Source organism: Enterobacter cloacae (assembly GCF_013375935.1).
GTDB classification, from domain to species: domain Bacteria; phylum Pseudomonadota; class Gammaproteobacteria; order Enterobacterales; family Enterobacteriaceae; genus Enterobacter; species Enterobacter pasteurii.
Genome location: NZ_CP056117.1, coordinates 1935396 through 1958670, shown reverse-complemented (window position 1 = coordinate 1958670; position 23275 = coordinate 1935396). Strand labels below are relative to the sequence as shown.

The window sequence follows — 23275 nt, the reverse complement described above, 5'->3', positions numbered from 1 at the left end:
CAGCGTGAATGGCGCACTATGATAGCAGCCCAAACTGATGCGGGTCATGCCCTTTTCCGCTCTGCGGGTCAAACCGTTCGCATAAGAATGCAGTATAATAAACCCGCTGATGGTGCTAAACCATTTGGCATTTTGGCACTGGAGCATCAATGAGTATTCAAGAACACGTTATATTGGTAAATGACCAGGGAAAGGTGATTGGCACTCAGGAGAAATACGCCGCGCATACGTCACACACCCCGCTACACTTGGCCTTCTCTTCATGGCTGTTTAACGCTAACGGGCAATGCCTGATTACCCGGCGCGCCTTAAGTAAAAAAGCGTGGCCCGGCGTGTGGACCAACTCTGTCTGCGGTCATCCGCAGTCGGAAGAACAGACAGAGCAGGCGATAATCCGCCGCTGCCGCTTTGAAGTCGGCGCCGAAATCACGGACATCACCCCCATCGCACCGGAGTTCCGCTACCGGGAAACCGACCCGTCCGGGATCGTTGAAAACGAGCTTTGCCCGGTCTATGCGGCACGCGTCACCGGTCCCCTCACCATCAACAGCGACGAAGTGATGGAGTATCAGTGGGTAGATCTGGACGCGCTGTTCCTTGCCCTGGACGCCACGCCGTGGGCGTTCAGCCCGTGGATGGTACAGGAAGCGAGCACCGCGCGCGAAAAGCTCAGGGCCTTCGCGGCGCAATAAAAAAGCCCCGGCGGGAACGCGCGGGGCTTTTTTTACGTCTTAATGGCTTATTTCACCGGACGCATCGCCGGGAACAGGATCACGTCGCGGATGGTATGGCTGTTGGTAAACAGCATAACCATACGGTCGATACCAATACCCAGGCCAGCCGTCGGCGGCAGGCCGTGTTCCAGCGCGGTTACGTAGTCTTCGTCGAAGAACATCGCTTCGTCGTCGCCCGCCGCCTTCGCGTTAACCTGATCCTGGAAGCGCTGCGCCTGATCTTCTGCATCGTTCAGCTCGCTAAAGCCGTTGCCGATTTCGCGGCCACCGATGAAGAATTCGAAGCGATCGGTGATTTCCGGGTTCTCGTCATTGCGACGCGCCAGCGGAGACACTTCAGCCGGATACTCGGTAATGAAGGTCGGCTGAATCAGGTGCGCTTCGGCCACTTCTTCGAAGATCTCGGTTACGATACGGCCCAGGCCCCAGCTCTTCTCTACCTTGATACCGATGCTTTCGGCAATGGCTTTTGCAGAGTCGAAGTTATCCAGATCCGCCATGTTGGTTTCCGGACGGTATTTCTTGATCGCTTCGCGCATGGTCAGCTTTTCGAACGGCTTGCCGAAGTCGAACACTTCTTCGCCGTAAGGCACTTTGGTCGTGCCCAGAATGTCCTGCGCCAGCGTACGGAACAGAGATTCGGTCAGCTCGATCAGATCTTTGTAATCCGCATACGCCATATAGAGCTCCATCATGGTGAACTCTGGGTTATGACGCACGGAGATACCTTCGTTACGGAAGTTACGGTTGATTTCAAACACGCGGTCGAAACCACCGACCACCAGACGCTTCAGGTACAGTTCCGGCGCGATACGCAGGTACATGTCCAGGTCCAGGGCGTTGTGATGTGTGATGAACGGACGGGCAGAGGCACCGCCAGGGATCACCTGCATCATCGGGGTTTCCACTTCCATAAAGTCGCGTTTAACCATGAACTGGCGGATACCGGCCATGATCTGGGAGCGAATCTTGAAGGTCTTGCGGGATTCATCGTTAGAGATGAGATCCAGGTAGCGCTGACGGTAGCGCGCTTCCTGATCCTGCAGGCCGTGGAACTTGTCCGGCAGCGGGCGCAGGGCTTTGGTCAGCAGACGCAGCTCGGTGCAGTGGATAGACAGTTCACCGGTTTTGGTTTTGAACAGCTTGCCTTTCGCGCCCAGAATATCGCCCAGGTCCCACTTCTTGAACTGCTCGTTGTAGATGCCTTCCGGCAGATCGTCACGGGAGACGTACAGCTGAATACGGCCGCCAACGTCCTGTAAGGTCACAAAGGACGCTTTCCCCATGATACGACGGGTCATCATACGGCCAGCCACGGACACTTCAACGTTCAGCGCTTCCAGCTCTTCGTTCTCTTTACCGTCGAAGTCTGCGTGCAGTTGGTCTGAGGTGTGGTCACGACGAAAATCGTTCGGGAACGGCACGCCCTGCTCGCGCAGCGCTGCCAGCTTCTCGCGGCGGGTTTTCAGTTCGTTGTTAAGATCGACTACCGCGTCAGCGCCCTGTGCTTGTTGTTCAGACATGTTGGTTCCTCATAACCCTGCTTTCAAACTTGCTTCGATAAATTGGTCCAGGCTGCCGTCCAGCACCGCCTGCGTGTTGCGGGTTTCAACCCCGGTACGCAGGTCTTTGATGCGGGAGTCATCAAGGACGTAAGAACGGATCTGGCTGCCCCAGCCGATGTCGGACTTGTTGTCTTCCATCGCCTGTTTCTCAGCATTTTTCTTCTGCATTTCCAGCTCATAAAGCTTCGCTTTCATCTGCTTCATGGCCTGGTCTTTGTTCTTATGCTGGGAACGGTCGTTCTGGCACTGTGTTACCAGCCCGGTTGGAATGTGGGTAATACGCACCGCGGATTCCGTACGGTTAACGTGCTGACCGCCCGCGCCGGATGCGCGATACACGTCGATGCGCAGATCCGCCGGATTGATGTCGATATCGATATCTTCATCCACTTCCGGGTAGACAAACGCGGAGCTGAAGGAGGTGTGGCGACGGCCGCCGGAGTCGAACGGGCTCTTACGCACCAGGCGGTGAACGCCGGTTTCAGTACGCAGCCAGCCGTAGGCGTAATCGCCAATAATCTTGATGGTGACGGACTTGATGCCTGCCACTTCACCTTCAGACTCTTCGATAATTTCGGTTTTAAAACCGCGCGCTTCTGCCCAGCGCAGATACATACGCATCAGCATGCTGGCCCAGTCCTGCGCTTCGGTACCGCCAGAACCTGCCTGAATATCGAGATAGCAGTCAGCGCTGTCGTATTCGCCGGAGAACATGCGACGGAATTCCAGCTGCGCCAGCTTCTCTTCCAGCACGTCGAGCTCTGCCACGGCTTCGTTAAAGGTTTCTTCGTCGTCAGCTTCGACGGCCAGCTCCAGCAGCCCAGAAACATCTTCCAGACCCTGCGCCATTTGATCCAGCGTATCTACGATGGCTTCGAGGGAGGAACGCTCTTTACCCAGCGCCTGCGCGCGTTCAGGTTCGTTCCAGACGTCCGGCTGTTCCAGCTCGGCGTTTACTTCTTCGAGACGCTCTTTCTTGGCATCGTAGTCAAAGATACCCCCTAAGAACGTCGGAGCGCTCCGTGAGGTCCTGGATGCGGTTTTTTACCGGATTAATTTCAAACATGGTCTGTTTTCTTTTATGAGCTTGTCAAAATGCGGTGATAAGAGCGGGATTGTACCGAATCCACGCCCTTTTTTATAGAGATTACTGACGCTAAATTGGCCAGATATTGTCGATGATGATCTGAAGGGAGCGGTTACCGCGAAACTCGTTAATATCCAGCTTGTAGGCCAGCTCAACCTCACGCACGCCGTTGTCCGGCCAGATGGAGGTATCAACGTTGAAGGCTATACCGTCGAGCAGCGGACCGCCGCCGACCGGTTCCACCATCACCTTGAGGTGGCGTTCGCCCACGATGCGCTGTTGCAGCAGGCGGAAGCGTCCATCGAAAAGCGGCTCCGGGAACATCTGCCCCCACGGGCCCGCATCGCGCAGCATCTGCGCCACTTCCATGGTCATTTCTGCCGGGGAAAGCGCGCCGTCTGAAACCACTTCCCCCTGCAACAGCGCCGGATCGATCCACTCGGTGACCAGCTCGCCAAACAGGCGCTGGAAGTCGTCGAACTTCGCCTCTTCCAGCGACAGGCCCGCGGCCATCGCGTGGCCGCCGAACTTAATCATCAGGTTCGGGTGCAGCGTGTCGAGACGCTCCAGCGCATCGCGCATGTGCAGCCCCTGAATCGAACGGCCAGAGCCTTTCAGCGTGCCGTCTCCAGCAGGCGCAAACGCAATCACCGGACGGTGGAAGCGCTCTTTAATGCGCGATGCCAGAATGCCCACCACGCCCTGGTGCCACTCGGGGTGATACATCGCCAGCCCGCCCGGCAGGGTATCGCCGCTGCGCTCCAGCTTTTCGCACAGGGTCAGCGCTTCGGCCTGCATCCCCTGCTCAATCTCTTTACGCGTCTGGTTTAGCGCGTCCAGCTCGCTGGCCAGCACGCGGGCCTCGCCGATGTTGTCGCACAGCAGCAGCGCCACGCCGACGGACATATCGTCCAGCCTTCCGGCAGCGTTCAGCCGCGGCCCGAGGGCAAAGCCCAAATCGCTTGCCGCAAGCTTCAGCGGATCGCGGTTGGAGATTTCCAGCAGCGCCTTGATCCCCGGACGGCATTTGCCCGCCCGAATGCGGCTCAAGCCCTGCCAGGTGAGAATACGGTTATTGGCATCCAGCGGCACAACGTCCGCTACCGTTCCCAGCGCCACCAGATCGAGATACTCCGCGAGGTTCGGTACGGCAATCCCGCGCGATTCAAACCAGCCCTTGTCGCGCAGCAGCGTGCGTAACGCCAGCATCAGATAAAACGCCACCCCTACTCCGGCAAGCGATTTCGACGGGAAATCGCAGTCGCGCAGGTTCGGGTTAATAATCGCTTCGGCGGCAGGCAGGGTGTCCCCCGGCAGATGGTGATCGGTGACCAGTACCGGGATCCCCAACCGATGGGCATGATCGACCCCGGCATGAGACGAGATCCCGTTATCCACGGTCATGATCATCTGCGCGCCACGGGCGTGGGCCTGATCGACCACTTCCGGGCTGAGGCCGTAGCCATCTTCGAAGCGGTTCGGTACCAGATAGGTCACGTTATCGCAGCCCAGCGCCCGCAGGCTGAGCACGCTCAGCGCGGTGCTGGTAGCGCCGTCCGCATCAAAATCGCCCACCACCACAATGCGCGTCCCTTCACGGAACGCGTTGTAGAGCATTTCGGCGGCGTTTTCGATGCCGGACAGCTGCTGCCAGGGCAGCATGCCTTTGACGCTGCGCTCAAGATCGCTTGCCGTACGCACGCCGCGGCTGGCATACAGCCGCTTTAACAGCAGCGGAAGATCGTCAGGTAAATCAGCGGTGTCACCCGCATCACGGCGGCGCAGTTTTATCGGGGCTTTCACGCGAATTATTTACCACCCATCTGTTTCTGGTGCTCGTCGAGGAACGCTTTCATCTCTTTTGGCCCCTGATAGCCCGGCACCACGTAGCCGTTGCTCAGTACGATTGCAGGGGTACCGGTTACGCCAAACTGCACGCCCAGCGCGTAGTGGTTAGCGATGTCGATGTCGCAGGACGCAGGCTTCACGCCTTTGCCGTTCATCGCATCATCAAAGGCCTTGTTGCGGTCTTTCGCACACCAGATCGCCTTCATATCCTGCTCCGGCTGGCTCTGCACGCCGGCGCGCGGGAAGGCCAGGTAACGCACGGTAATGCCCAGCGCGTTGTAGTCTTTCATCTCTTCATGCAGCTTGTGGCAGTAGCCGCAGGTGATGTCGGTGAAGACGGTAATAACGTGCTTTTCCTGCGCCGCTTTGTAGACGATCATCTCTTTTTCGAGCGCGTTCAGGTTTTTCATCAGCAGCTGGTTGGTGACGTTCACCGGCTGCGCGCCGCTCACGTCGTACATCGGCCCCTGAATGATGTGCTTCCCGTCTTCGGTCACGTACAGCACGCCGCTGTTGGTCAGGACGGTTTTCATACCGGCCACCGGTGCAGGCTGAATATCGCTGCTGGTAACGCCGAGCTTGGTCAGCGACTGTTTGATGGCGGCATCATCCGCATGGGCAAAACCGGTAACCGAAGCTGCCAGCAGGGTGAACAGCGCAAAAGTCTTTTTCATATATGATCCTGTAACAATTCGTCGGCACTCACGCGCGAGGGTGGTGCTGTTGGTGTAGCTGCCGCAGGCGTTCCGTCGCGACATGGGTGTAAATCTGCGTCGTTGAAAGATCGCTGTGTCCAAGGAGCATCTGCACCACGCGTAAATCAGCGCCGTGGTTTAGCAGATGCGTCGCGAAGGCGTGACGCAAAACGTGCGGCGACAGCTTCTCGCTGTCTATACCCGCCAGTGTGGCGTAATGTTTAATGCGATGCCAGAAGGTTTGTCGCGTCATCTGCTGCGCGCGCTGGCTCGGGAATAATACATCGATGGAGACGCCGTTCAGCAGCCACGGACGCCCGTGCTCCAGATACGTCTCCAGCCAGTAGACCGCCTCTTCGCCGAGCGGCACCAGCCGTTCTTTATTTCCTTTACCGATGACGCGCACCACGCCCTGACGCAGGCTGATATCGCTCATCGTCAGGCCCACCAGCTCAGAAACGCGCAAGCCCGTGGCATACAATAGTTCAAGCATGGCTTTATCGCGTAACTCCAGCGGAAGGTCAACCGCGGGCGACTGTAATAATCTCTCAACTTGTGCTTCGCTGAGATCTTTTGGCAACCGCTGCGGCAGCTTGGGCGAGGCCAGCAGCGCGCTCGGGTCGTCCGCGCGGATTTTCTCGCGGTAAAGGTGCTGGAACAGGCGGCGCATGGCGCTCAGCAGACGCGCGGAGCTGGTGGCTTTATAGCCCCCTTCCATGCGCTCGGCCAGTAACCCTTGCAGGTCATCGCTTTGCGCGCTTTCAAGCGTCAGCCCCCGATGCGCCAGCCACTCCACCAGCAGGGTTAGATCCCGCCGATAGGCGCTGAGCGTATTTTCAGCGAGGTTTTTCTCCAGCCACAGCGCGTCGAGAAACTGTTCGATGAGTGCGAGATCCTTTTCCACATCAGCCCCTTTGGGTCTGCAATCCGGCCATTATGCCTGATTGCCATCGGTTTCTGGTACACTACGCGCAAAGTCATAGCAAGAATTGAGATTGTTACGCGATGAATATTGGTCTGTTCTATGGTTCCAGCACCTGCTACACCGAAATGGCGGCGGAGAAAATTCGCGACATCATTGGCCCGGAACTGGTGACGTTGCATAACCTGAAAGATGACGCGGTCGCGCTGATGGAACAGTACGATGTGCTGATCCTTGGCATCCCCACCTGGGACTTCGGAGAGATACAGGAAGACTGGGAAGCTATCTGGGATCGGCTCGATTCCGTCAATTTTGACGGCAAAATCATCGCGATGTACGGCATGGGCGACCAGCTGGGCTACGGTGAATGGTTCCTCGACGCGCTCGGCATGCTGCATGACAAGCTGGCGCCCAAAGGCGCGACGTTTATCGGCTACTGGCCAACAGAAGGCTACGAGTTCACCAGTAAAAAGCCGATAATTGCCGACGGCCAGCTGTTTGTCGGACTCGCGCTGGATGAGACCAACCAGTACGACCTCAGCGACGAACGCCTGCAAGCCTGGTGCGAACAGATTCTGGGCGAGATGGCCGAGCAGTTCAGCTAACGCGCTTACTCCTGCGTCGGCTGCTGCATCATCAGCCGGCGCAGATCGCGCCACTCCGCGGCATCCATACTGTCTGCCGCCAGCCACAGGTGCTGACGACGACCGCCCTCAACCCGGCGCAACCGCAGCATCATCCCGGCGTTAAGCATCCATGGTGCACCGATAATCTCCCACTCTTTTCCCTGCCAGCGCAGGCGAGAATCCATCAGCAGCTTAATTTCACCCTGGCGGGCATTAATCCGACGCTGGCTGCGCACGCTGTCAAACACCACAAACGACAGCAACAGCAACCACAAAGGGGTGTAGCTAAGCGGCCACGGCATTAATAACACCAGCGCCGCGACCAGACCGTGGAGCAGTAACGACATCCACTGTGAGCGCCACGAGACGCGAAGATCAGATTGCCACAGGACCACGTTCCCGATTCCGTGTTTGAATTAATTGCACCATCCGTTGCAACTCGGTGTCGGCGGGCTTGCCGTGATTCATAAGCCAGTTGAATAAATCCGGATCGTCAGACTCAAGCAGGCGGACAAACAGGCGCTTATCGTCATCGCTTAAGCTGTCATACTCATACTCGAAGAAGGGCATGATGGAGATATCAAGTTCACGCATGCCGCGACGGCACGCCCAGTGAATACGGGCCTTGTTGTTAATATCCATGTTCTGTTTCCTGCATTACGTTTGGCACAGTCGGTATCCCGTTCGGTATTCATTATTGCTCTTCGGGAACACCTGCTAGTGTAACGCGTTTTTGACCGTTTCTTTACTGGAATATTGCGAACCTCGTACTGGCTTCCAGAATAATCCCTCTAAAGACAGCGGATTACACTATTTTGCGTAGCGCCACGCATAACCAGGTAATGGCACGAATGGCCTGCTGAAAGCGCTTGCAATGAATACAGTCTCTTTTACCATTAGGTATTATCAAAGCGTTAAGCAATTCAGGACAACACTATGGCATTTACACCATTTTCTCCTCGCCAGCCCGCCGCCTCTGCGCGTCTGCCGCTGACGCTGATTACTCTTGATGACTGGGCACTGGCAACGCTGAGCGGTGCGGACGGTGAAAAATACCTGCAAGGCCAGGTCACGGCGGACGTGGCGCAGCTGACTGAACACCAGCACCTGCTTGCCGCACACTGCGATCCAAAAGGCAAAATGTGGAGCAACCTCCGTCTGTTCCGCCGCCAGGACGGGTTCGCCTTTATTGAGCGCCGCAGCCTGCGTGACGCTCAGCTTAAGGAGCTGAAAAAATACGCCGTCTTTTCTAAGGTCAGCATCGAGCCGGACGATGAACACGTTCTGCTGGGCGTCGCGGGCTTCCAGGCGCGCGCAGCGCTGAAAAAACTGTTTGCCGAGCTGCCGGATGCGCAAAAACAGCTGGTTAGCGAAGGGGCAACCTCCATTTTGTGGTTCGAACATCCGGCGGAGCGCTTCCTGCTGGTAACGGACGTGGCTACCGCAGAACGCATCACCGACGCCCTGCGCGGCGAAGCACAGCTCAACAATAGCCAGCAGTGGCTGGCGCTGAACATCGAAGCGGGTCTGCCGGTGATTGACGCGGCAAACAGCGCGCAGTTTATTCCGCAGGCAACCAACATTCAGGCGCTGGGCGGCATCAGCTTTAAGAAAGGCTGCTACACCGGTCAGGAAATGGTGGCGCGTGCGAAATTCCGCGGAGCGAACAAACGCGCCCTGTGGACCCTGGCGGGACACGCCAGCCGCGTGCCGGAAGCGGGCGAAGATCTCGAAATGAAAATGGGCGAAAACTGGCGCCGTACCGGCACCGTGCTAGCCGCCGTGCAGCTGGACGACGGGCGCCTGCTGGTTCAGGTTGTTATGAATAATGATATGGAGCCCGACACCGTGTTCCGCGTGCGGGATGATGCGAACACGCTGAGCATCCAGCCGCTGCCGTATTCACTGGAAGATTAAGCATTTATGCCGGGTAACGGCTTCGCCCTACCCGGCCTGCGGTTCTGGAATACCCCCTCTCCCACCGGGAGAGGGCCGGGTTCAGGGCATCAGACCGCACCTTACTAAAAACTACACCTGCCCCACATACAGATAAATGGCCAGGAAGTGGCACACACTGCCCCCCAGCACAAAGCCGTGCCAGATGGCATGATTGTAAGGGATGCGCTTGCAGACGTAGAAAATGACGCCCAGCGAGTAGACCACGCCGCCCACCGCCAGAAGGGTTACCCCTCCCACCGCAAGCTTAATAGCCAACTGATACACCACAATCAGCGACAGCCAGCCCATCGTCAGATAGGTGACCAGCGACAGCACCTTAAACCGGTGGGCGATGGTCAGCTTAAACAGGATCCCCAGCAGCGCCAGACTCCAGATCACAATCATCAGGCCACGCGACAGCGGTGAGTTTAACCCCACCAGCAAAAACGGCGTGTAGGTCCCTGCAATAAGAAGATAGATAGCGCAGTGGTCAAATTTTTTGAGCCATGTCTTCGCCCGTTGATGCGGAATAGCGTGATACAGCGTCGAGGCCAGGAAAAGCAGGATCATACTCCCGCCATACAGGCTGTAGCTGGCGATCGCCATCGCGCTGGCGTTGGTGTCCGCTGCCTGTACCAGCAGCAGCACCAGGCCGACAATCCCAAAAACCAGGCCAATGCCGTGGCTAATACTGTTGGCTACTTCCTCAGCCAGTGAATATCCCTGTGCGATTAATGGTTTGCTCACCATACTTAACTCCGGGAAAACTAAAGATGATTATTCATCGCCAGTCTATGCTAACTGAGAATGATTCCAGTGAACACCTGTTAGCTAAAATAAATACGCGTTAATAATTTAACGCTATAAATCATAGATATAAAAAAAGAATCCGCCGCACAGATGTATATGTTTTTATTAATATCAGCGTAATCAAGGAGATAAAACCATCTTCCCGCTTCAGGGGGCATGGTATGATTGATCAATAGTGTCCGACAGCGAGTGTAGCCATTGTGAGCATCTTCTCCCATTCCGCCATTGCCAGCCTCAATAACCTGGAAATGCTGGTCTACAACTACGTCATTAAGAACCGCGACAAGGTGATGTACATGACCATCCGTGAGCTGGCGGATGCGGCTGGCGTCTCCACCACCACCGTCCTGCGCTTCTGTCGTAAGCTCAACTGCGAAGGCTATTCGGAATTTCGGGTGCGCTTTAAGCTCTATCTGGAGCAGAACGAGCCGCAGCAGGCAAATTTTGGCGCCAGCGAAATTATCAGTTTCTTTAAAAGCGTGAATAACGAAGAGTTCGATGCCCTGCTAGATGAGGCTGTTGATATTATCTTATCATCTGAGCGAATTATCTTTGTCGGCGCGGGCACATCCGGCTCGCTGGCAAAATATGGCGCACGTTTCTTTTCTAATATCGGGAAATTCAGCAACCATATCGACGATCCTTATTTCCCGGTCACCAACGACATGGCTAAAAATGCGCTGGCGATTGTGCTCTCCGTCTCCGGCGAAACCGAGGAGATCCTGCGCTTTGCCAGCCAGTTCAGCCTTCACCGCTGCAAGGTGCTCTCCATTACCAGCCACGAACATTCCCGTCTCGCGAAGCTGGCAGACTTTAATCTCTCCTGGCACGTGCCGCAAACGCGAATTGGCGGCGTCTACGATATCACCACGCAAATTCCCGTCATCTATATTCTGGAATCATTAGGGCGGAAACTGGCGAAGAAATTAACGGAATAAAACACCCTGTTTTTTTGATGTGACAAATTACAATTTGCGCGAATTGTTATATCGTGACATTTAATTCCGCTTTGCTAGACTCGAAATCAATAAGTCCTTAATTGAGAATAGCAAAAATGAAAAAACTGACCTTACCAAAAGATTTTTTATGGGGCGGCGCGGTGGCGGCGCACCAGGTTGAAGGCGGCTGGAATAAAGGCGGCAAAGGGCCAAGCATCTGCGACGTGCTCACCGGCGGGGCCCACGGCGTCCCGCGTGAAATCACTCAGGACGTGATTGAAGGCAAATATTACCCGAACCACGAGGCCGTGGACTTTTACGGCCATTACAAAGAAGACATTAAGCTGTTTGCCGAGATGGGCTTCAAATGCTTCCGTACCTCCATTGCCTGGACGCGCATCTTCCCGAAAGGAGATGAAGCTCAGCCAAACGAAGAGGGGCTGAAGTTTTACGACGACATGTTCGATGAACTGCTGAAGTACAACATCGAGCCGGTGATCACCCTCTCCCATTTTGAAATGCCGCTGCATCTCGTTCAGGAATACGGCGGATGGACCAACCGTAAGGTGGTCGATTTCTTCGTGCGCTTCTCGGAAGTGGTGTTTGAGCGCTACAAAAATAAGGTCAAATACTGGATGACCTTCAACGAAATCAATAACCAGCGCAACTGGCGCGCGCCGCTGTTCGGCTACTGCTGCTCCGGCGTGGTGTATACCGAACACGACAACCCCGAAGAGACCATGTACCAGGTGCTGCACCACCAGTTCGTGGCCAGCGCGCTGGCGGTGAAGGCCGCACGCCGCATCAACCCGGAGATGAAGGTTGGCTGCATGCTGGCGATGGTGGCGCTCTATCCTTACTCCTGCAAGCCAGAAGACGTCATGTTTGCTCAGGAATCCATGCGCGAGCGCTACGTCTTTACCGACGTGCAGCTGCGCGGCTACTACCCGTCTTACGTGCTGAACGAGTGGGAGCGCCGTGGGTTCTCCATCAAAATGGAAGCGGGGGATGAACAGATCCTGCGTGAAGGCACCTGCGACTACTTAGGTTTCAGCTACTACATGACCAACGCGGTGAAAGCGGAAGGCGGCACCGGTGACGCCATTTCCGGCTTCGAAGGCAGCGTGCCGAATCCGCACGTGAAGGCATCCGACTGGGGCTGGCAGATTGACCCGGTGGGCCTGCGCTATTCGCTGTGCGAACTGTACGAGCGTTACCAGAAGCCGCTGTTTATCGTCGAAAATGGTTTCGGCGCCTACGACAACGTGGAAGAGGACGGCAGCATCAACGATGACTACCGCATCGACTACCTGCGCGCCCACGTGGAAGAGATGATGAAGGCCGTGACCTGGGACGGCGTGGATCTGATGGGCTATACCCCGTGGGGCTGCATTGACTGCGTCTCCTTCACCACCGGCCAGTACAGCAAGCGCTACGGCTTTATCTACGTGAACAAGCACGACGACGGCACCGGCGACATGTCCCGCTCCCGTAAGAAAAGCTTTGAGTGGTACAAAACCGTGATTGCCAGCAACGGCGAAACACTGTAACGGCTCGCCCTCTCTGCCAGCGGAGAGGGCAAACCGCTTATCATCCAGACACTTCTTTACAGCTTTAGCGTTGCCAAAATATGTTCGCCCGATAATATAGGCGTCCTGAATATTAGAGGCGAACATGATCAAGCGACAACGCAACGCTATCCTGCTGGTAGCCCTGGCCTGTCTGGTAGTGCTGATATGCACCGCCCAGCGGATGGCCGGGATGCACGCGCTCGTCATGAATGTCACCGCCTCAGCTCAGACTGTTCAGCAGGGCCAGGAGAGCGTCGACGCGCCGGTTACGCCGTGTGAGCTCAGCGCCAAGTCGCTGATGGCGGTCCCGCCAATCTTGTTTGAAGGTGCCCTGTTTGCCGTTACCCTGCTGCTGGCGTTGCTGGCAGCGAACCCGCCGCGCCGCGAGCGGCTGTGGCCTCCCCGCGTTATTTCCCCGCCCCGATTACGGGTGCATCTGCGATTATGCGTCTTCCGTGAGTGAGGATCGGCCTGTCATTTCAGGTTAATTCATCATTTACGGAGATAATTTATGTTTACTGTATTCAGGCGACTGCTGGTCTGCCTGCTCTGGCTATGGCTGCCCCTCAGCCAGGCCGCCGACAGCGGCTGGCTGCGCGCCGCCGATAATCAGCACGCCAGCGTCAGGCTGCGTGCGCAATCCGAAAGCGCTGGCGAAACCCGCCTGCTGCTGGACGTCGCCCTGCAAAAAGGCTGGAAGACCTACTGGCGCTCGCCGGGAGAAGGCGGCGTCGCACCCGCGATCGCCTGGCATCAGCCTGTGGACGCAGCCTGGCGCTGGCCCACCCCGCAGCGTTTCGACGTAGCGGGTATAACCACGCAGGGCTATCACGGCGACGTGAGCTTTCCCATCACCCTGCGCGGCGAGATCCCCCAAACCTTAAGCGGCGTGCTGACGCTATCTACCTGTAGCAACGTCTGCATTCTGACTGACTACCCGTTTTCGCTGGACATGACCGCGCCCGCAGGAGCCGGTTTTGATTACGACTTCAGCCGGGCAATGGGCACCCTTCCGCTCAGCGGCGGGTTGACCTCAGCGCTCAGCGCCAGCTACGCCCCCGGCAAACTGACCGTAACGGCACAACGTGACGCAGGCTGGCAGGAGCCGTCGCTGTTTATCGACGGCATGGACGATGTGGATTTCGGCAAGCCGACCCTCGCCGTGCGCGGTCATTCGCTGGTGGCCACCGTGCCCGTGACGGATAGCTGGGGCGAGGACGCGCCCAACCTCAGCGGCAAAACCCTGTCGCTGGTTCTCGCCGATAGCGGGCAGGCGCAGGAGTCCAGCCTGAGCATTCAGCCGGGCAACGCCGCGCCGGCGTTCTCGCTGGGCTGGGTGCTGCTGATGGCGCTGGCCGGCGGTCTGATCCTCAACGTCATGCCCTGCGTATTGCCCGTGCTGGCCATGAAGCTGGGCACGCTGATGCAAACCGAGCAGCAGGCCCGCGTTCAGGTGCGCCGCCAGTTTCTTGCCTCAGTCGCCGGGATCGTTATCTCGTTCCTCGCGCTGGCGCTGATGATGACGGTATTACGGCTGGGCAATCAGGCGCTTGGCTGGGGGATCCAGTTCCAGAACCCGTGGTTCATTGCCGCAATGGCGCTGGTGATGGTGCTGTTCAGCGCCAGCCTGCTGGGATTATTTGAAATTCGTCTCCCTTCCGGCACCAGCACGTTCCTCGCCACGCGCGGCGGGAACGGCCTGGCTGGCCATTTCTGGCAAGGCGCGTTCGCTACGCTGCTGGCGACGCCCTGCACCGCGCCGTTCCTCGGCACTGCGGTATCGGTCGCGCTGGCGGCGCCGCTTCCCCTGCTGTGGGGGATCTTCCTGGCAATGGGGATCGGCATGAGCCTGCCGTGGCTGCTGGTTGCCGCCTGGCCGGGGCTGGCCCGGAAGCTGCCGCGACCGGGACGCTGGATGAACGTCGTGCGAGTGGCGCTCGGCCTGATGATGCTTGGCTCATCGCTGTGGCTGCTGAGCCTGCTGACGGTGCACATTGGCACCGTGCCCGTTATCACGCTGGGCGTACTCCTGATCCTCGCTCTGCTGCTGGTCACCGCCTGGCGCTACCGCTGGCAAACGGCTCTGCGCGCCGGGGCATTCGCCATAGCGGTGGCTGGAGCGGTCGCGTTTGTTTCCGGCTCCGGCAGCGAGGGTTCCCGCCGCGATCGTATTAACTGGCAGCCGCTCAGCGAGCAGGCCATAGCCCGCGCGCTGGCGGAGAATAAGCGGGTATTTATTGACGTCACCGCCGACTGGTGCGTGACCTGTAAAGCCAATAAATACAACGTGCTGCTGCGCGACGACGTGCAGGATGCGCTATCCGCCCCGGACGTTGTCGCCCTGCGCGGCGACTGGAGCCGCCCCTCCGACACCATCAGCCAGTTCTTAACCACGCGCGGCAGCGCCGCCGTGCCGTTTAACCAGATTTACGGACCAGGGCTGCCGCAGGGCCACGTGCTGCCTCCGCTGTTAAGCCGCGAAGCGGTGCTTACCACCCTGTCCGATGCGAAAGGAAAATAACATGCGCACATTTATCGCCTTACTGCTGCTCTCTTTATCGACGTTCAGTTTTGCCGCGCCGACTGAGGGTTCTTCCGATGACCAGCTGGCGGCGCTGCTGTTCAGCGATCCGGCCAGCCCGCGAACGGGCGCGACATCGCCGAAGCTCACCATCGTCTCCTTCACGGACTACAACTGCCCTTACTGCAAGCAGTTCGACCCGATGCTGGAGAAAATCGTGCACGAGAATCCCGACGTGCAGCTCATCATCAAACTGCTGCCGTTCAAGGGGCAAAGCTCGGTGAATGCCGCTAAAGCGGCGCTTTCGACGTGGCAGCAGGCGCCGGATAAATTCTGGGCGCTGCACCAGCGGCTGATGATGAAAAAAGGCTACCACGATGACGCCAGCATCGCCGCCGCGCGGGCTAAAACCGGAACGGACGGCATTAAAACGGATGAAAAAACCATGGACAGCTTAAAGATGAACCTGATCCTGTCGCAGGTGCTGAATATTCAGGGCACCCCGGCAACCATCATCGGTGACCAGATGGTCGCGGGCGCCATTCCTTATGACGATCTGGAGGGGCTGGTCAAAGAACAGCTGGCAAAAGCCCGTGGCGGGTAAATTCCCGCGCCTGGTGCGCGAGCTGGCGATGTGGTTGCTGATTGGCGTAGCCGTGAGCCTGGCGGTGGACTATTTCCGCCAGCCCGCGCTGCCGCAGAATTTCGCGTCAACCACGCTGCAAACCCTCGACGGTCAGCCTGTCGATCTTATCGCCATGAGCGAGGAGCGCCCGCTGCTGGTTTACGTCTGGGCGACGTGGTGCGGCGTCTGCCGCTACACCACGCCGTCGGTAGCGGCGCTTGCCGCAGACGGGGGCAACGTGATGTCGGTTGCACTGCGCTCGGGCGATAACGCTACGCTCGAACGGTGGCTGGGGAAGAAGAAGCTGGCGATGCCCACGGTTAACGACGCCAGCGGGGAACTGGCGCGCCAGTGGGACGTTCAGGTAACGCCCACGCTGGTGACGATTTCTCGCGGGGAGGTGAAGTCGATCACCACCGGCTGGACCAGCGGCTGGGGAATGCGCCTGCGGCTGTGGCTGGCGTCGTAGCCTTATTTGCCGCCAGCCAGCTCGAGGAAGCTGCCGGTGACATAGGAGGCGCTGTCGCTCAGCAGCCAGACGATGGCCTGGGCGACCTCCTCCGGCTGACCGCCGCGCTGCATGGGCAGCAGTGACTTCACCCGATCCACACGCCCCGGCTCGCCGCCGGAGGCGTGAATATCGGTGTAAATCAGGCCAGGCCGCACGCAGTTAACGCGAATGCCCTGCGCCGCCACCTCCAGCGCCAGGCCGGTCGTCAGGGAGTCTACCGCCCCCTTGGAGGCGGCATAATCCACATATTCACCCGGCGCGCCCAGCCTGGACGCCGCCGACGAGACGTTCACAATCGCCCCTCCCTGGCCGCCGTGCTTATGCGACATGCGCTTTACCGCCTCGCGACAGCAGAGAAAATAGCCGGTGACGTTAGTGGCCAGCACGCGGTTAATACGTTCAGCGGTGAGGTTTTCAACGGTGGACTGTTCAAACAAAATCCCGGCGTTATTCACCAGCGCGGCAAGCGGCTCACCTTCGCGGTCGATGCTGTCGAACATCGCCATCACCTGCGCTTCGTCGCTGATGTCCGCGCGCACGGCAAAGGCCTTTCCGCCCGCCTCCACGATGTGATTAATCACCTCAGTCGCGGCCCTGATGTTGTGGTGAAAATTCACCGCGACGGTGTAGCCTTCGCGCGCCAGCTGTAGCGCGGTGGCTTTACCAATGCCCCGGCTGGCGCCGGTGACCAGTGCAATTGCCATTCTCTTCTCCCAATAAAAAAGCCGGGCGGCGGCATCGCCTTGCCCGGCCTGGAGTACTACACCATTCCGGTTACTGGTATTCGCTCATCGGCACGCAGGAGCAGAACAGGTTACGGTCGCCGTACACGTCATCAAGACGCTTCACGGTCGGCCAGTATTTGTTTGCCACGCCCGCCGGGAAGACGGCCAGCTCGCGGGTGTAGCCGTGGCTCCACTCTGCCACCAGTTCGTTCTGGGTATGCGGCGCGTTAACCAGCGGGTTATCTTCCAGCGTCCACTCCCCGCCCTTCACGCGGTCGATTTCGCTGCGGATCGCCAGCATCGCGTCGATGAAGCGGTCCAGCTCCACCTTGCTTTCAGACTCGGTCGGCTCAACCATCAGCGTACCCGCAACCGGGAAGGACATGGTTGGCGCGTGGAAGCCGTAGTCGATGAGACGCTTGGCAATATCCAGCTCGCTGATGCCCGTCTCTTCTTTCAGAGGACGAATATCAAGGATACATTCGTGCGCCACGCGACCGTCGCGGCCGGTGTAGAGCACCGGATAAGCGTCCTTCAGACGCGTTGCGATGTAGTTGGCGTTGAGGATCGCCACCTGGCTGGCCTGCTTCAGCCCTTCCGCGCCCATCATGCGGATGTACATCCAGCTGATTGGCAGAATAGAGGCGCTGCCGAACGGTGCCGCAGAGACCGCGCCCTGACGAGTCAGCATGCCTTCGATCTGCACCACGCTGTGGCCCGGCACAAACGGAGCCAGGTGCGCTTTCACGCCGATTGGCCCCATACCCGGGCCGCCGCCGCCGTGCGGAATACAGAACGTTTTATGCAGGTTCAGGTGCGACACGTCCGCGCCGATAAAGCCCGGCGAGGTGATGCCCACCTGGGCGTTCATGTTCGCGCCGTCGAGGTAAACCTGGCCGCCGAACTGATGCACTACTTCGCACACTTCACGGATGGTCTCTTCGTACACGCCGTGGGTGGACGGGTAGGTGACCATGATGCAGGAGAGCTTCTCACCCGCCTGCTCCGCTTTCGCGCGCAGGTCGGCGAGATCGATGTTGCCGTTTTTATCGCAGGCCACGACCACCACTTCCATTCCCGCCATCTGCGCAGAGGCCGGGTTGGTGCCGTGGGCGGAGCTTGGGATCAGGCAGATATCGCGGTGGCCCTCGTTGCGGCTTTCGTGATAGTGACGGATCGCCAGCAGGCCCGCATATTCACCCTGCGCGCCGGAGTTCGGCTGCATGCAGAGGGCGTCGTAACCGGTCAGCTTCACCAGCCAGTCGGACAGCTGGTTGATCATCATGTGATAACCTTCCGCCTGCTCGGCCGGGCAGAACGGGTGCAGCTCGGAGAATTCAGGCCAGGTAATGGGGATCATCTCCGCCGCGGCGTTCAGCTTCATGGTGCAGGATCCCAGCGGGATCATCGCCTGGTTCAGCGCCAGATCCTTGCGCTCCAGAGAGTGCATATAGCGCATCATCTCGGTTTCGCTGTGGTAGCGGTTGAACACCGGGTGGGTCAGGATCGCGTCAACACGCAGCATGCTCTCCTGAATGGAGCGGCTGTCGTGCGCCACCTCTTTGTCCAGCGCGTCAACGTCCAGACCGTGCGCATCACCCAGCAGTACGTCAAACAGCGTCGCGATATCGTCGCGAGTCGTGGATTCATCAAGGGTGATCCCCACAGCATGATGGATGTCGCTGCGCAGGTTGATTCGCGCTGCATCAGCGCGCGCCAGCACGGCCGCCTTGTCCGCCACGTCAACGCAAAGGGTGTCGAAGTAGTGCTCATGACGCAGCTTAAGGCCTTTCTGCTTCAGGCCGCAGGCCAGAATATCGGCCAGACGGTGGATGCGGCCGGCAATGCGTTTCAGCCCGGCCGGACCGTGGAACACCGCGTACAGGCTGGCGATGTTTGCCAGCAGCACCTGCGAGGTACAGATATTGGAGTTCGCTTTCTCGCGGCGGATATGCTGCTCGCGGGTCTGCATCGCCATACGCAGCGCGGTGTTACCGGCAGCATCTTTTGAGACGCCGATAATACGGCCAGGCATGGAGCGTTTGAATTCATCTTTCGCGCCGAAGAACGCCGCGTGCGGGCCGCCGTAGCCCATCGGCACGCCGAAGCGTTGCGCAGAACCGAAGACAATATCCGCGCCCTGTTTGCCCGGCGCCGTCAGCAGCACCAGCGCCATAAAATCGGCGGCGACGCTGACTACCACTTTGCGGGACTTCAGCTCGGCAATCAGCGTGCCATAGTCGTGAACTTCACCGGTCGTGCCTACCTGCTGTAACAGCACGCCGAAGACGTCCTGGTGATCCAGCACTTTGTCAGCGTCGTCGACGATCACGTCAAAACCGAAGGTTTCCGCACGGGTACGCACCACGTCCAGCGTTTGCGGATGCACGTCCGCCGCCACGAAGAAGCGGCTGGCGTTTTTCAGCTTGCTCACGCGCTTCGCCATCGCCATCGCTTCGGCGGCGGCGGTCGCTTCATCCAGCAGAGAGGCAGAGGCGATATCCATACCGGTCAGATCCAGCGTCACCTGCTGGAAGTTCAGCAGCGCCTCCAGGCGGCCCTGGGACACTTCTGGCTGATACGGGGTATAAGCGGTGTACCAGCCCGGATTTTCCAGCATGTTACGCAGGATCACCGGCGGTAACTGCACGTTGGTGTAGCCCATGCCAATGTAAGACTTATAGCGCTTGTTGAGGCCGGCAATGGCCTTCAGCTCCGCCAGCGCGGCGAACTCCGTGGTGGACTCGCCCACCTGCGGCGGCGTGGCAAGCTGGATGTCTTTTGGCACGATCTGGCCGATCAGTGCGTTTAATGAATCCGCGCCAACTGTCTTCAGCATCTCCTGCTGTTGCTGAGCATCCGGCCCAATGTGACGTTCAATGAAGGCGCCACGGTTTTCAAGCTGGCTTAAAGTCTGTGTCATGAGCGATGGTTCCTGAAACGTGCAGTGAATTTAAGTTCCCTCTCCCTTTGGGAGAGGGTTAGGGTGAGAGGAAGATGGGCACCCTCACCCCTGCCCTCTCCCGAAGGGAGAGGGATAATGGCTTACTCGTCTTCTAACAGGGCTTCGTACGCGGTCGCATCCAGCAGCGCGGCAACCTGCGCTTCGTCGCTGGCTTTGATCTTAAAGATCCAGCCGCCTTCATACGGCTCGCTGTTCACCAGCTCCGGGGAGTCGCTCAGCGCGTCGTTTACGGCAACAATTTCACCGCTGACGGGAGCATAGATGTCAGAGGCCGCTTTAACGGACTCAGCCACCGCGCAGTCGTCGCCTGCGCTCACGGTTGCGCCCACTTCCGGCAGGTCAACAAACACCATATCGCCCAGCAGCTCCTGCGCGTGCTCGGTGATCCCAACGGTGTAGGTGCCGTCCGCCTCTTTGCGCAGCCACTCGTGTTCTTTGCTGTATTTCAGTTCTGCTGGCACATTGCTCATTGAAGTTCTCCTGATAAAAATAGTTAGGCGACCGGCTTACCGGCGCGAACAAAAATCGGTTTGGTCACGTTGACCGGCATTTCACGGTTGCGGATCTGCACCACCGCCGTTTCACCAATACCCGCCGGCACGCGAGCCAGGGCAATACTGTAGCCGAGCGTTGGGGAGAAGGTTCCGCTGGTGATCGTGCCTTCGCGGTGGTTACCGTCGGCATCGGTGAAGCGCACCGGCAGTTCGCCGCGCAGCACGCCTTTTTCCTTCATCACCAGGCCAACCAGCTGTTCAGTGCCCTTTTCACGCTGCATCTCCAGCGCTTCCCTGCCAATAAAGTCACGGTCAGCCGGTTCCCACGCGATGGTCCAGCCCATGTTGGCCGCCAGCGGAGAAACGCCCTCGTCCATCTCCTGGCCGTAAAGGTTCATACCCGCTTCCAGACGCAGCGTATCGCGCGCCCCCAGGCCCGCAGGCTTCACGCCCGCCTCCACCAACGCGCGCCAGAAATCAGCGGCTTTTTCATTTGGCATGGCAATTTCATAGCCCGCTTCACCGGTGTAGCCGGTGGTGGCAATAAACAGATCGCCCGCCTGCACGCCGAAGAACGGCTTCATGCCTTCGGTGGCCTTACGCTGCTCGTCGTTAAACAGGGAGGCGGCTTTCGCCTGGGCGTTCGGGCCCTGCACGGCAATCAGCGACAGGTCATCACGAACGGTGATGTCGATGGCGTAAGGTTCAGCGTGTTGGGCGATCCAGGAGAGGTCTTTTTCGCGGGTGGCGGAGTTGACAACGAGGCGGAAGAAATCTTCTGTGAAGTAATAGACGATGAGGTCATCAATCACGCCGCCCGAGGCATTGAGCATGCCGGTATAAAGCGCTTTGCCCGGCGTCTTCAGTTTGGCGACGTCGTTTGCCAGCAGATAACGCAAAAACTCCCGGGTGCGGCTTCCGCGCAGGTCGACAATCGTCATGTGGGACACGTCGAACATACCGGCATCGGTGCGCACCGCGTGATGCTCATCAATTTGCGAGCCGTAGTGCAGCGGCATCATCCAGCCGTGGAAGTCCACCATGCGGGCGCCGCATAACACGTGCTGTTCGTACAAAGGAGTCTGTTGAGCCATCTTTTCCTCGTTGAAAAATTCACCGTGAAACCCGGTGTCGGCCTCGCCATCCGGAGCCGACGCAAACGTTCTCTTTTACCTGAACTTACCACCGAAACCGGCGGTTAACCATAAGGTAAAGCGGGTCATCACATTAGCTTATGACCAAAAAACGCAGGAAAGCCTACAGAGTTATCGACTGGCAAAATGCGACTAAACCCGCATAAAATTAACATTCTTCTTACAGGATTTAGCAGATGGTGATATTTCGTGCGGAAAAACGGCCAGAATTTCCGTAACATAAAAATAGTAAGATTAGATTTTCTAATGCGAAAAATGAGGTGAAATTAGATTATTTCAAACGAGGATATTCACCCGGCGCGGAGGCCGGGAAAATAAAGTGTGACGGGGGTCAATACTATCGTAGCCAGTCGGGCAGATCGTTAAGGCTCATTGCCTGACGAAGAAGCTGTGGCTTGACGCCCGGAAGGGTATCAGCAAGTTTCAGACCGATATCCCGCAGCAGTTTTTTCGCCGGGTTCGCGCCGGCAAACAGCTCGCGGAAGCCCTGCATGCCCGCCAGCATCATCGCCGCGCTGTGCTTGCGGCTGCGCTCGTAGCGGCGCAGATAAAGATGCTGACCAATGTCTTTGCCTTCACGATGCAGACGACGCAGCTCCTCAACCAGCTCAGCCGCGTCCATGAAGCCGAGGTTAACCCCCTGCCCGGCCAGCGGGTGAATGGTATGCGCCGCATCGCCCACCAGGGCCAGACGGTGCGCCGCAAACTGACGCGCGTAGCGGCCGGTTAACGGGAACACCTGACGCTCGCTTTCAAGCGTGCACAGGCCCAGACGGTTATCAAAGGCCATGCACAGCGCCTGGCTGAACGCCTCCGGCGTCGCCTCCTGCATCTGCTGCGCTTTTTCCGGCACCAGAGACCAGACGATGGAGCACAGATGCGGATCGGCAAGCGGCAGGAAGGCCAGAATACCGTCGTTGTGGAAAATCTGGCGCGCGATGCCGCCGTGCGGCTCTTCGGTGCGGATCGTGGCAACCATCGCGTGATGGCGGTAATCCCAGAAGGTCAGCGGAATATCCGCTTTGTTACGCAGCCAGGAATTTGCGCCGTCGGCCCCCACCACCAGACGCGCGGTCAGCATGTCGCCGCTTTCCAGCGTCAGAAACGCGTCGTTTTCGCCCCATGCCACCTGCTGAAGCGTGGCGGGAGCGATAAGGGTGACGTCGCTGCACTGCTGCGCTTTGCGCCACAGCGCGTGGTGGATCACCGCGTTCTCGACGATGTGCCCAAGGTGGCTGTAGCCCATGCTTTCATCGTCAAACGCGATGCGGCCAAAGCTGTCTTTGTCCCACACTTCCATGCCGTGATAGCAGCTGGCGCGCTGCGCCACGATCTCAGACCAGACGCCGAGGTGCGTCAGTAACTTTTCGCTGGCCGCATTGATCGCCGAGACGCGCAGCTCCGGCGGTGCATCCTGCGCCACGGGCTGCGGCGCTTTTTGCTCAAGCACGGCCACGCGCAGGCCGCTGCCCTGTAAGCCACAGGCCAGCGCCAGTCCTACCATTCCGCCGCCAACAATGGCGACATCAACATTTTGCACGGTGAT

At 58.4% G+C, this 23275-nt stretch carries 22 protein-coding genes; 9 read left to right on the top strand and 13 right to left on the bottom strand.

Annotated features, from left to right (window positions below; all coding sequences use genetic code 11):
• The first annotated feature begins 149 nt into the window (after positions 1–149).
• Entirely contained in the window at positions 150–692 is a 543-nt protein-coding gene (gene idi, locus HWQ14_RS09295) for an isopentenyl-diphosphate Delta-isomerase (protein ID WP_176609544.1), read from the top strand.
• A 47-nt stretch (positions 693–739) separates the two neighbouring features.
• Here the strand turns inward: idi and lysS are convergent, their stop codons facing one another.
• The 5 genes from lysS to xerD all read right to left on the bottom strand — a co-directional run bounded on the left by lysS (position 740) and on the right by xerD (position 6833).
• Positions 740–2257 carry a lysine--tRNA ligase gene (gene lysS / locus HWQ14_RS09290; RefSeq protein WP_176609543.1) on the bottom strand — a complete coding sequence of 506 codons (1518 nt, stop codon included), beginning with the start codon at positions 2255–2257 and terminating at the stop codon, positions 740–742.
• Positions 2258–2266: 9 nt separating this feature from the next.
• A protein-coding gene (gene prfB / locus HWQ14_RS09285) for a peptide chain release factor 2 (RefSeq protein ID WP_096147815.1) occupies positions 2267–3365 on the bottom strand; the annotation gives its coding sequence in 2 pieces (ribosomal slippage) (positions 2267–3289 and positions 3291–3365; 1098 coding nt in all).
• Between the two features lie 90 nt (positions 3366–3455).
• On the bottom strand, positions 3456–5189 hold the full coding sequence (gene recJ / locus HWQ14_RS09280; protein ID WP_176609542.1) for a single-stranded-DNA-specific exonuclease RecJ: 1734 nt from the start codon (positions 5187–5189) through the stop codon (positions 3456–3458).
• A gap of 5 nt (positions 5190–5194) precedes the next feature.
• Positions 5195–5908: a bifunctional protein-disulfide isomerase/oxidoreductase DsbC gene (gene dsbC / locus HWQ14_RS09275; RefSeq protein WP_148418556.1), complete on the bottom strand. Its 714-nt coding sequence runs from the start codon at positions 5906–5908 to the stop codon at positions 5195–5197.
• A gap of 28 nt (positions 5909–5936) precedes the next feature.
• Positions 5937–6833: a site-specific tyrosine recombinase XerD gene (gene xerD / locus HWQ14_RS09270; protein ID WP_003863442.1), complete on the bottom strand. Its 897-nt coding sequence runs from the start codon at positions 6831–6833 to the stop codon at positions 5937–5939.
• Positions 6834–6934: 101 nt separating this feature from the next.
• Between xerD and fldB the strand changes: the two genes are divergently transcribed.
• Positions 6935–7456, top strand: a complete 522-nt coding sequence (fldB, locus tag HWQ14_RS09265; protein ID WP_148418555.1) for a flavodoxin FldB — start codon at positions 6935–6937, stop codon at positions 7454–7456.
• A gap of 5 nt (positions 7457–7461) precedes the next feature.
• On the opposite strand, the gene HWQ14_RS09260 is transcribed toward fldB, so the two are convergent.
• Together HWQ14_RS09260 and sdhE are read right to left on the bottom strand one after the other, a co-directional pair.
• Positions 7462–7872: a protein YgfX gene (locus HWQ14_RS09260; protein ID WP_148418554.1), complete on the bottom strand. Its 411-nt coding sequence runs from the start codon at positions 7870–7872 to the stop codon at positions 7462–7464.
• Complete coding sequence (gene sdhE, locus HWQ14_RS09255) at positions 7853–8119, bottom strand: FAD assembly factor SdhE (protein WP_010435322.1); 267 nt, start codon at positions 8117–8119, stop codon at positions 7853–7855. Before sdhE ends, HWQ14_RS09260 begins: the two co-directional genes overlap by 20 nt.
• A 294-nt stretch (positions 8120–8413) precedes the next feature.
• On the opposite strand from sdhE, the gene ygfZ reads away from it, so the two are divergent.
• Entirely contained in the window at positions 8414–9394 is a 981-nt protein-coding gene (gene ygfZ / locus HWQ14_RS09250; protein WP_176609541.1) for a tRNA-modifying protein YgfZ, read from the top strand.
• 111 nt (positions 9395–9505) lie between these two features.
• Here the strand turns inward: ygfZ and trhA are convergent, their stop codons facing one another.
• Positions 9506–10165 carry a PAQR family membrane homeostasis protein TrhA gene (trhA, locus tag HWQ14_RS09245; RefSeq protein WP_148418552.1) on the bottom strand — a complete coding sequence of 220 codons (660 nt, stop codon included), beginning with the start codon at positions 10163–10165 and terminating at the stop codon, positions 9506–9508.
• A 266-nt stretch (positions 10166–10431) separates the two neighbouring features.
• Between trhA and HWQ14_RS09240 the strand changes: the two genes are divergently transcribed.
• From HWQ14_RS09240 to HWQ14_RS09215, 6 genes are all read left to right on the top strand, one after another.
• Positions 10432–11163 (top strand): MurR/RpiR family transcriptional regulator, encoded by a 732-nt coding sequence (locus HWQ14_RS09240; RefSeq protein ID WP_148418661.1) that lies wholly within the window; start codon positions 10432–10434, stop codon positions 11161–11163.
• A gap of 116 nt (positions 11164–11279) precedes the next feature.
• Positions 11280–12713: a 6-phospho-beta-glucosidase BglA gene (gene bglA, locus HWQ14_RS09235; protein WP_176609540.1), complete on the top strand. Its 1434-nt coding sequence runs from the start codon at positions 11280–11282 to the stop codon at positions 12711–12713.
• A 124-nt stretch (positions 12714–12837) separates the two neighbouring features.
• Positions 12838–13197 (top strand): copper resistance protein, encoded by a 360-nt coding sequence (locus HWQ14_RS09230; RefSeq protein ID WP_176609539.1) that lies wholly within the window; start codon positions 12838–12840, stop codon positions 13195–13197.
• 48 nt (positions 13198–13245) lie between these two features.
• Positions 13246–15255 carry a protein-disulfide reductase DsbD family protein gene (locus HWQ14_RS09225; protein WP_176609538.1) on the top strand — a complete coding sequence of 670 codons (2010 nt, stop codon included), beginning with the start codon at positions 13246–13248 and terminating at the stop codon, positions 15253–15255.
• Position 15256: 1 nt separating this feature from the next.
• Positions 15257–15859, top strand: coding sequence for a DsbA family protein (locus HWQ14_RS09220; RefSeq protein ID WP_176609537.1), 603 nt, complete (start codon positions 15257–15259; stop codon positions 15857–15859).
• 28 nt (positions 15860–15887) lie between these two features.
• Complete coding sequence (locus tag HWQ14_RS09215; protein ID WP_413815241.1) at positions 15888–16349, top strand: protein disulfide oxidoreductase; 462 nt, start codon at positions 15888–15890, stop codon at positions 16347–16349.
• Positions 16350–16351: 2 nt separating this feature from the next.
• Here HWQ14_RS09215 and HWQ14_RS09210 read toward each other — a convergent pair whose 3' ends face one another.
• From HWQ14_RS09210 to ubiI, 5 genes are all read right to left on the bottom strand, one after another.
• Complete coding sequence (locus HWQ14_RS09210; protein ID WP_148418547.1) at positions 16352–17095, bottom strand: SDR family oxidoreductase; 744 nt, start codon at positions 17093–17095, stop codon at positions 16352–16354.
• 70 nt (positions 17096–17165) lie between these two features.
• Positions 17166–20039, bottom strand: a complete 2874-nt coding sequence (gene gcvP, locus HWQ14_RS09205; RefSeq protein WP_176609536.1) for an aminomethyl-transferring glycine dehydrogenase — start codon at positions 20037–20039, stop codon at positions 17166–17168.
• Positions 20040–20161: 122 nt separating this feature from the next.
• Entirely contained in the window at positions 20162–20551 is a 390-nt protein-coding gene (gcvH, locus tag HWQ14_RS09200) for a glycine cleavage system protein GcvH (RefSeq protein WP_006811885.1), read from the bottom strand.
• A gap of 23 nt (positions 20552–20574) precedes the next feature.
• Positions 20575–21669: a glycine cleavage system aminomethyltransferase GcvT gene (gene gcvT / locus HWQ14_RS09195; RefSeq protein WP_176609535.1), complete on the bottom strand. Its 1095-nt coding sequence runs from the start codon at positions 21667–21669 to the stop codon at positions 20575–20577.
• 397 nt (positions 21670–22066) lie between these two features.
• The gene (ubiI, locus tag HWQ14_RS09190) at positions 22067–23269 is read right to left on the bottom strand and encodes an FAD-dependent 2-octaprenylphenol hydroxylase (RefSeq protein WP_176609534.1); all 1203 of its coding nucleotides are present in this window, start codon (positions 23267–23269) and stop codon (positions 22067–22069) included.
• Positions 23270–23275 lie beyond the last annotated feature (6 nt).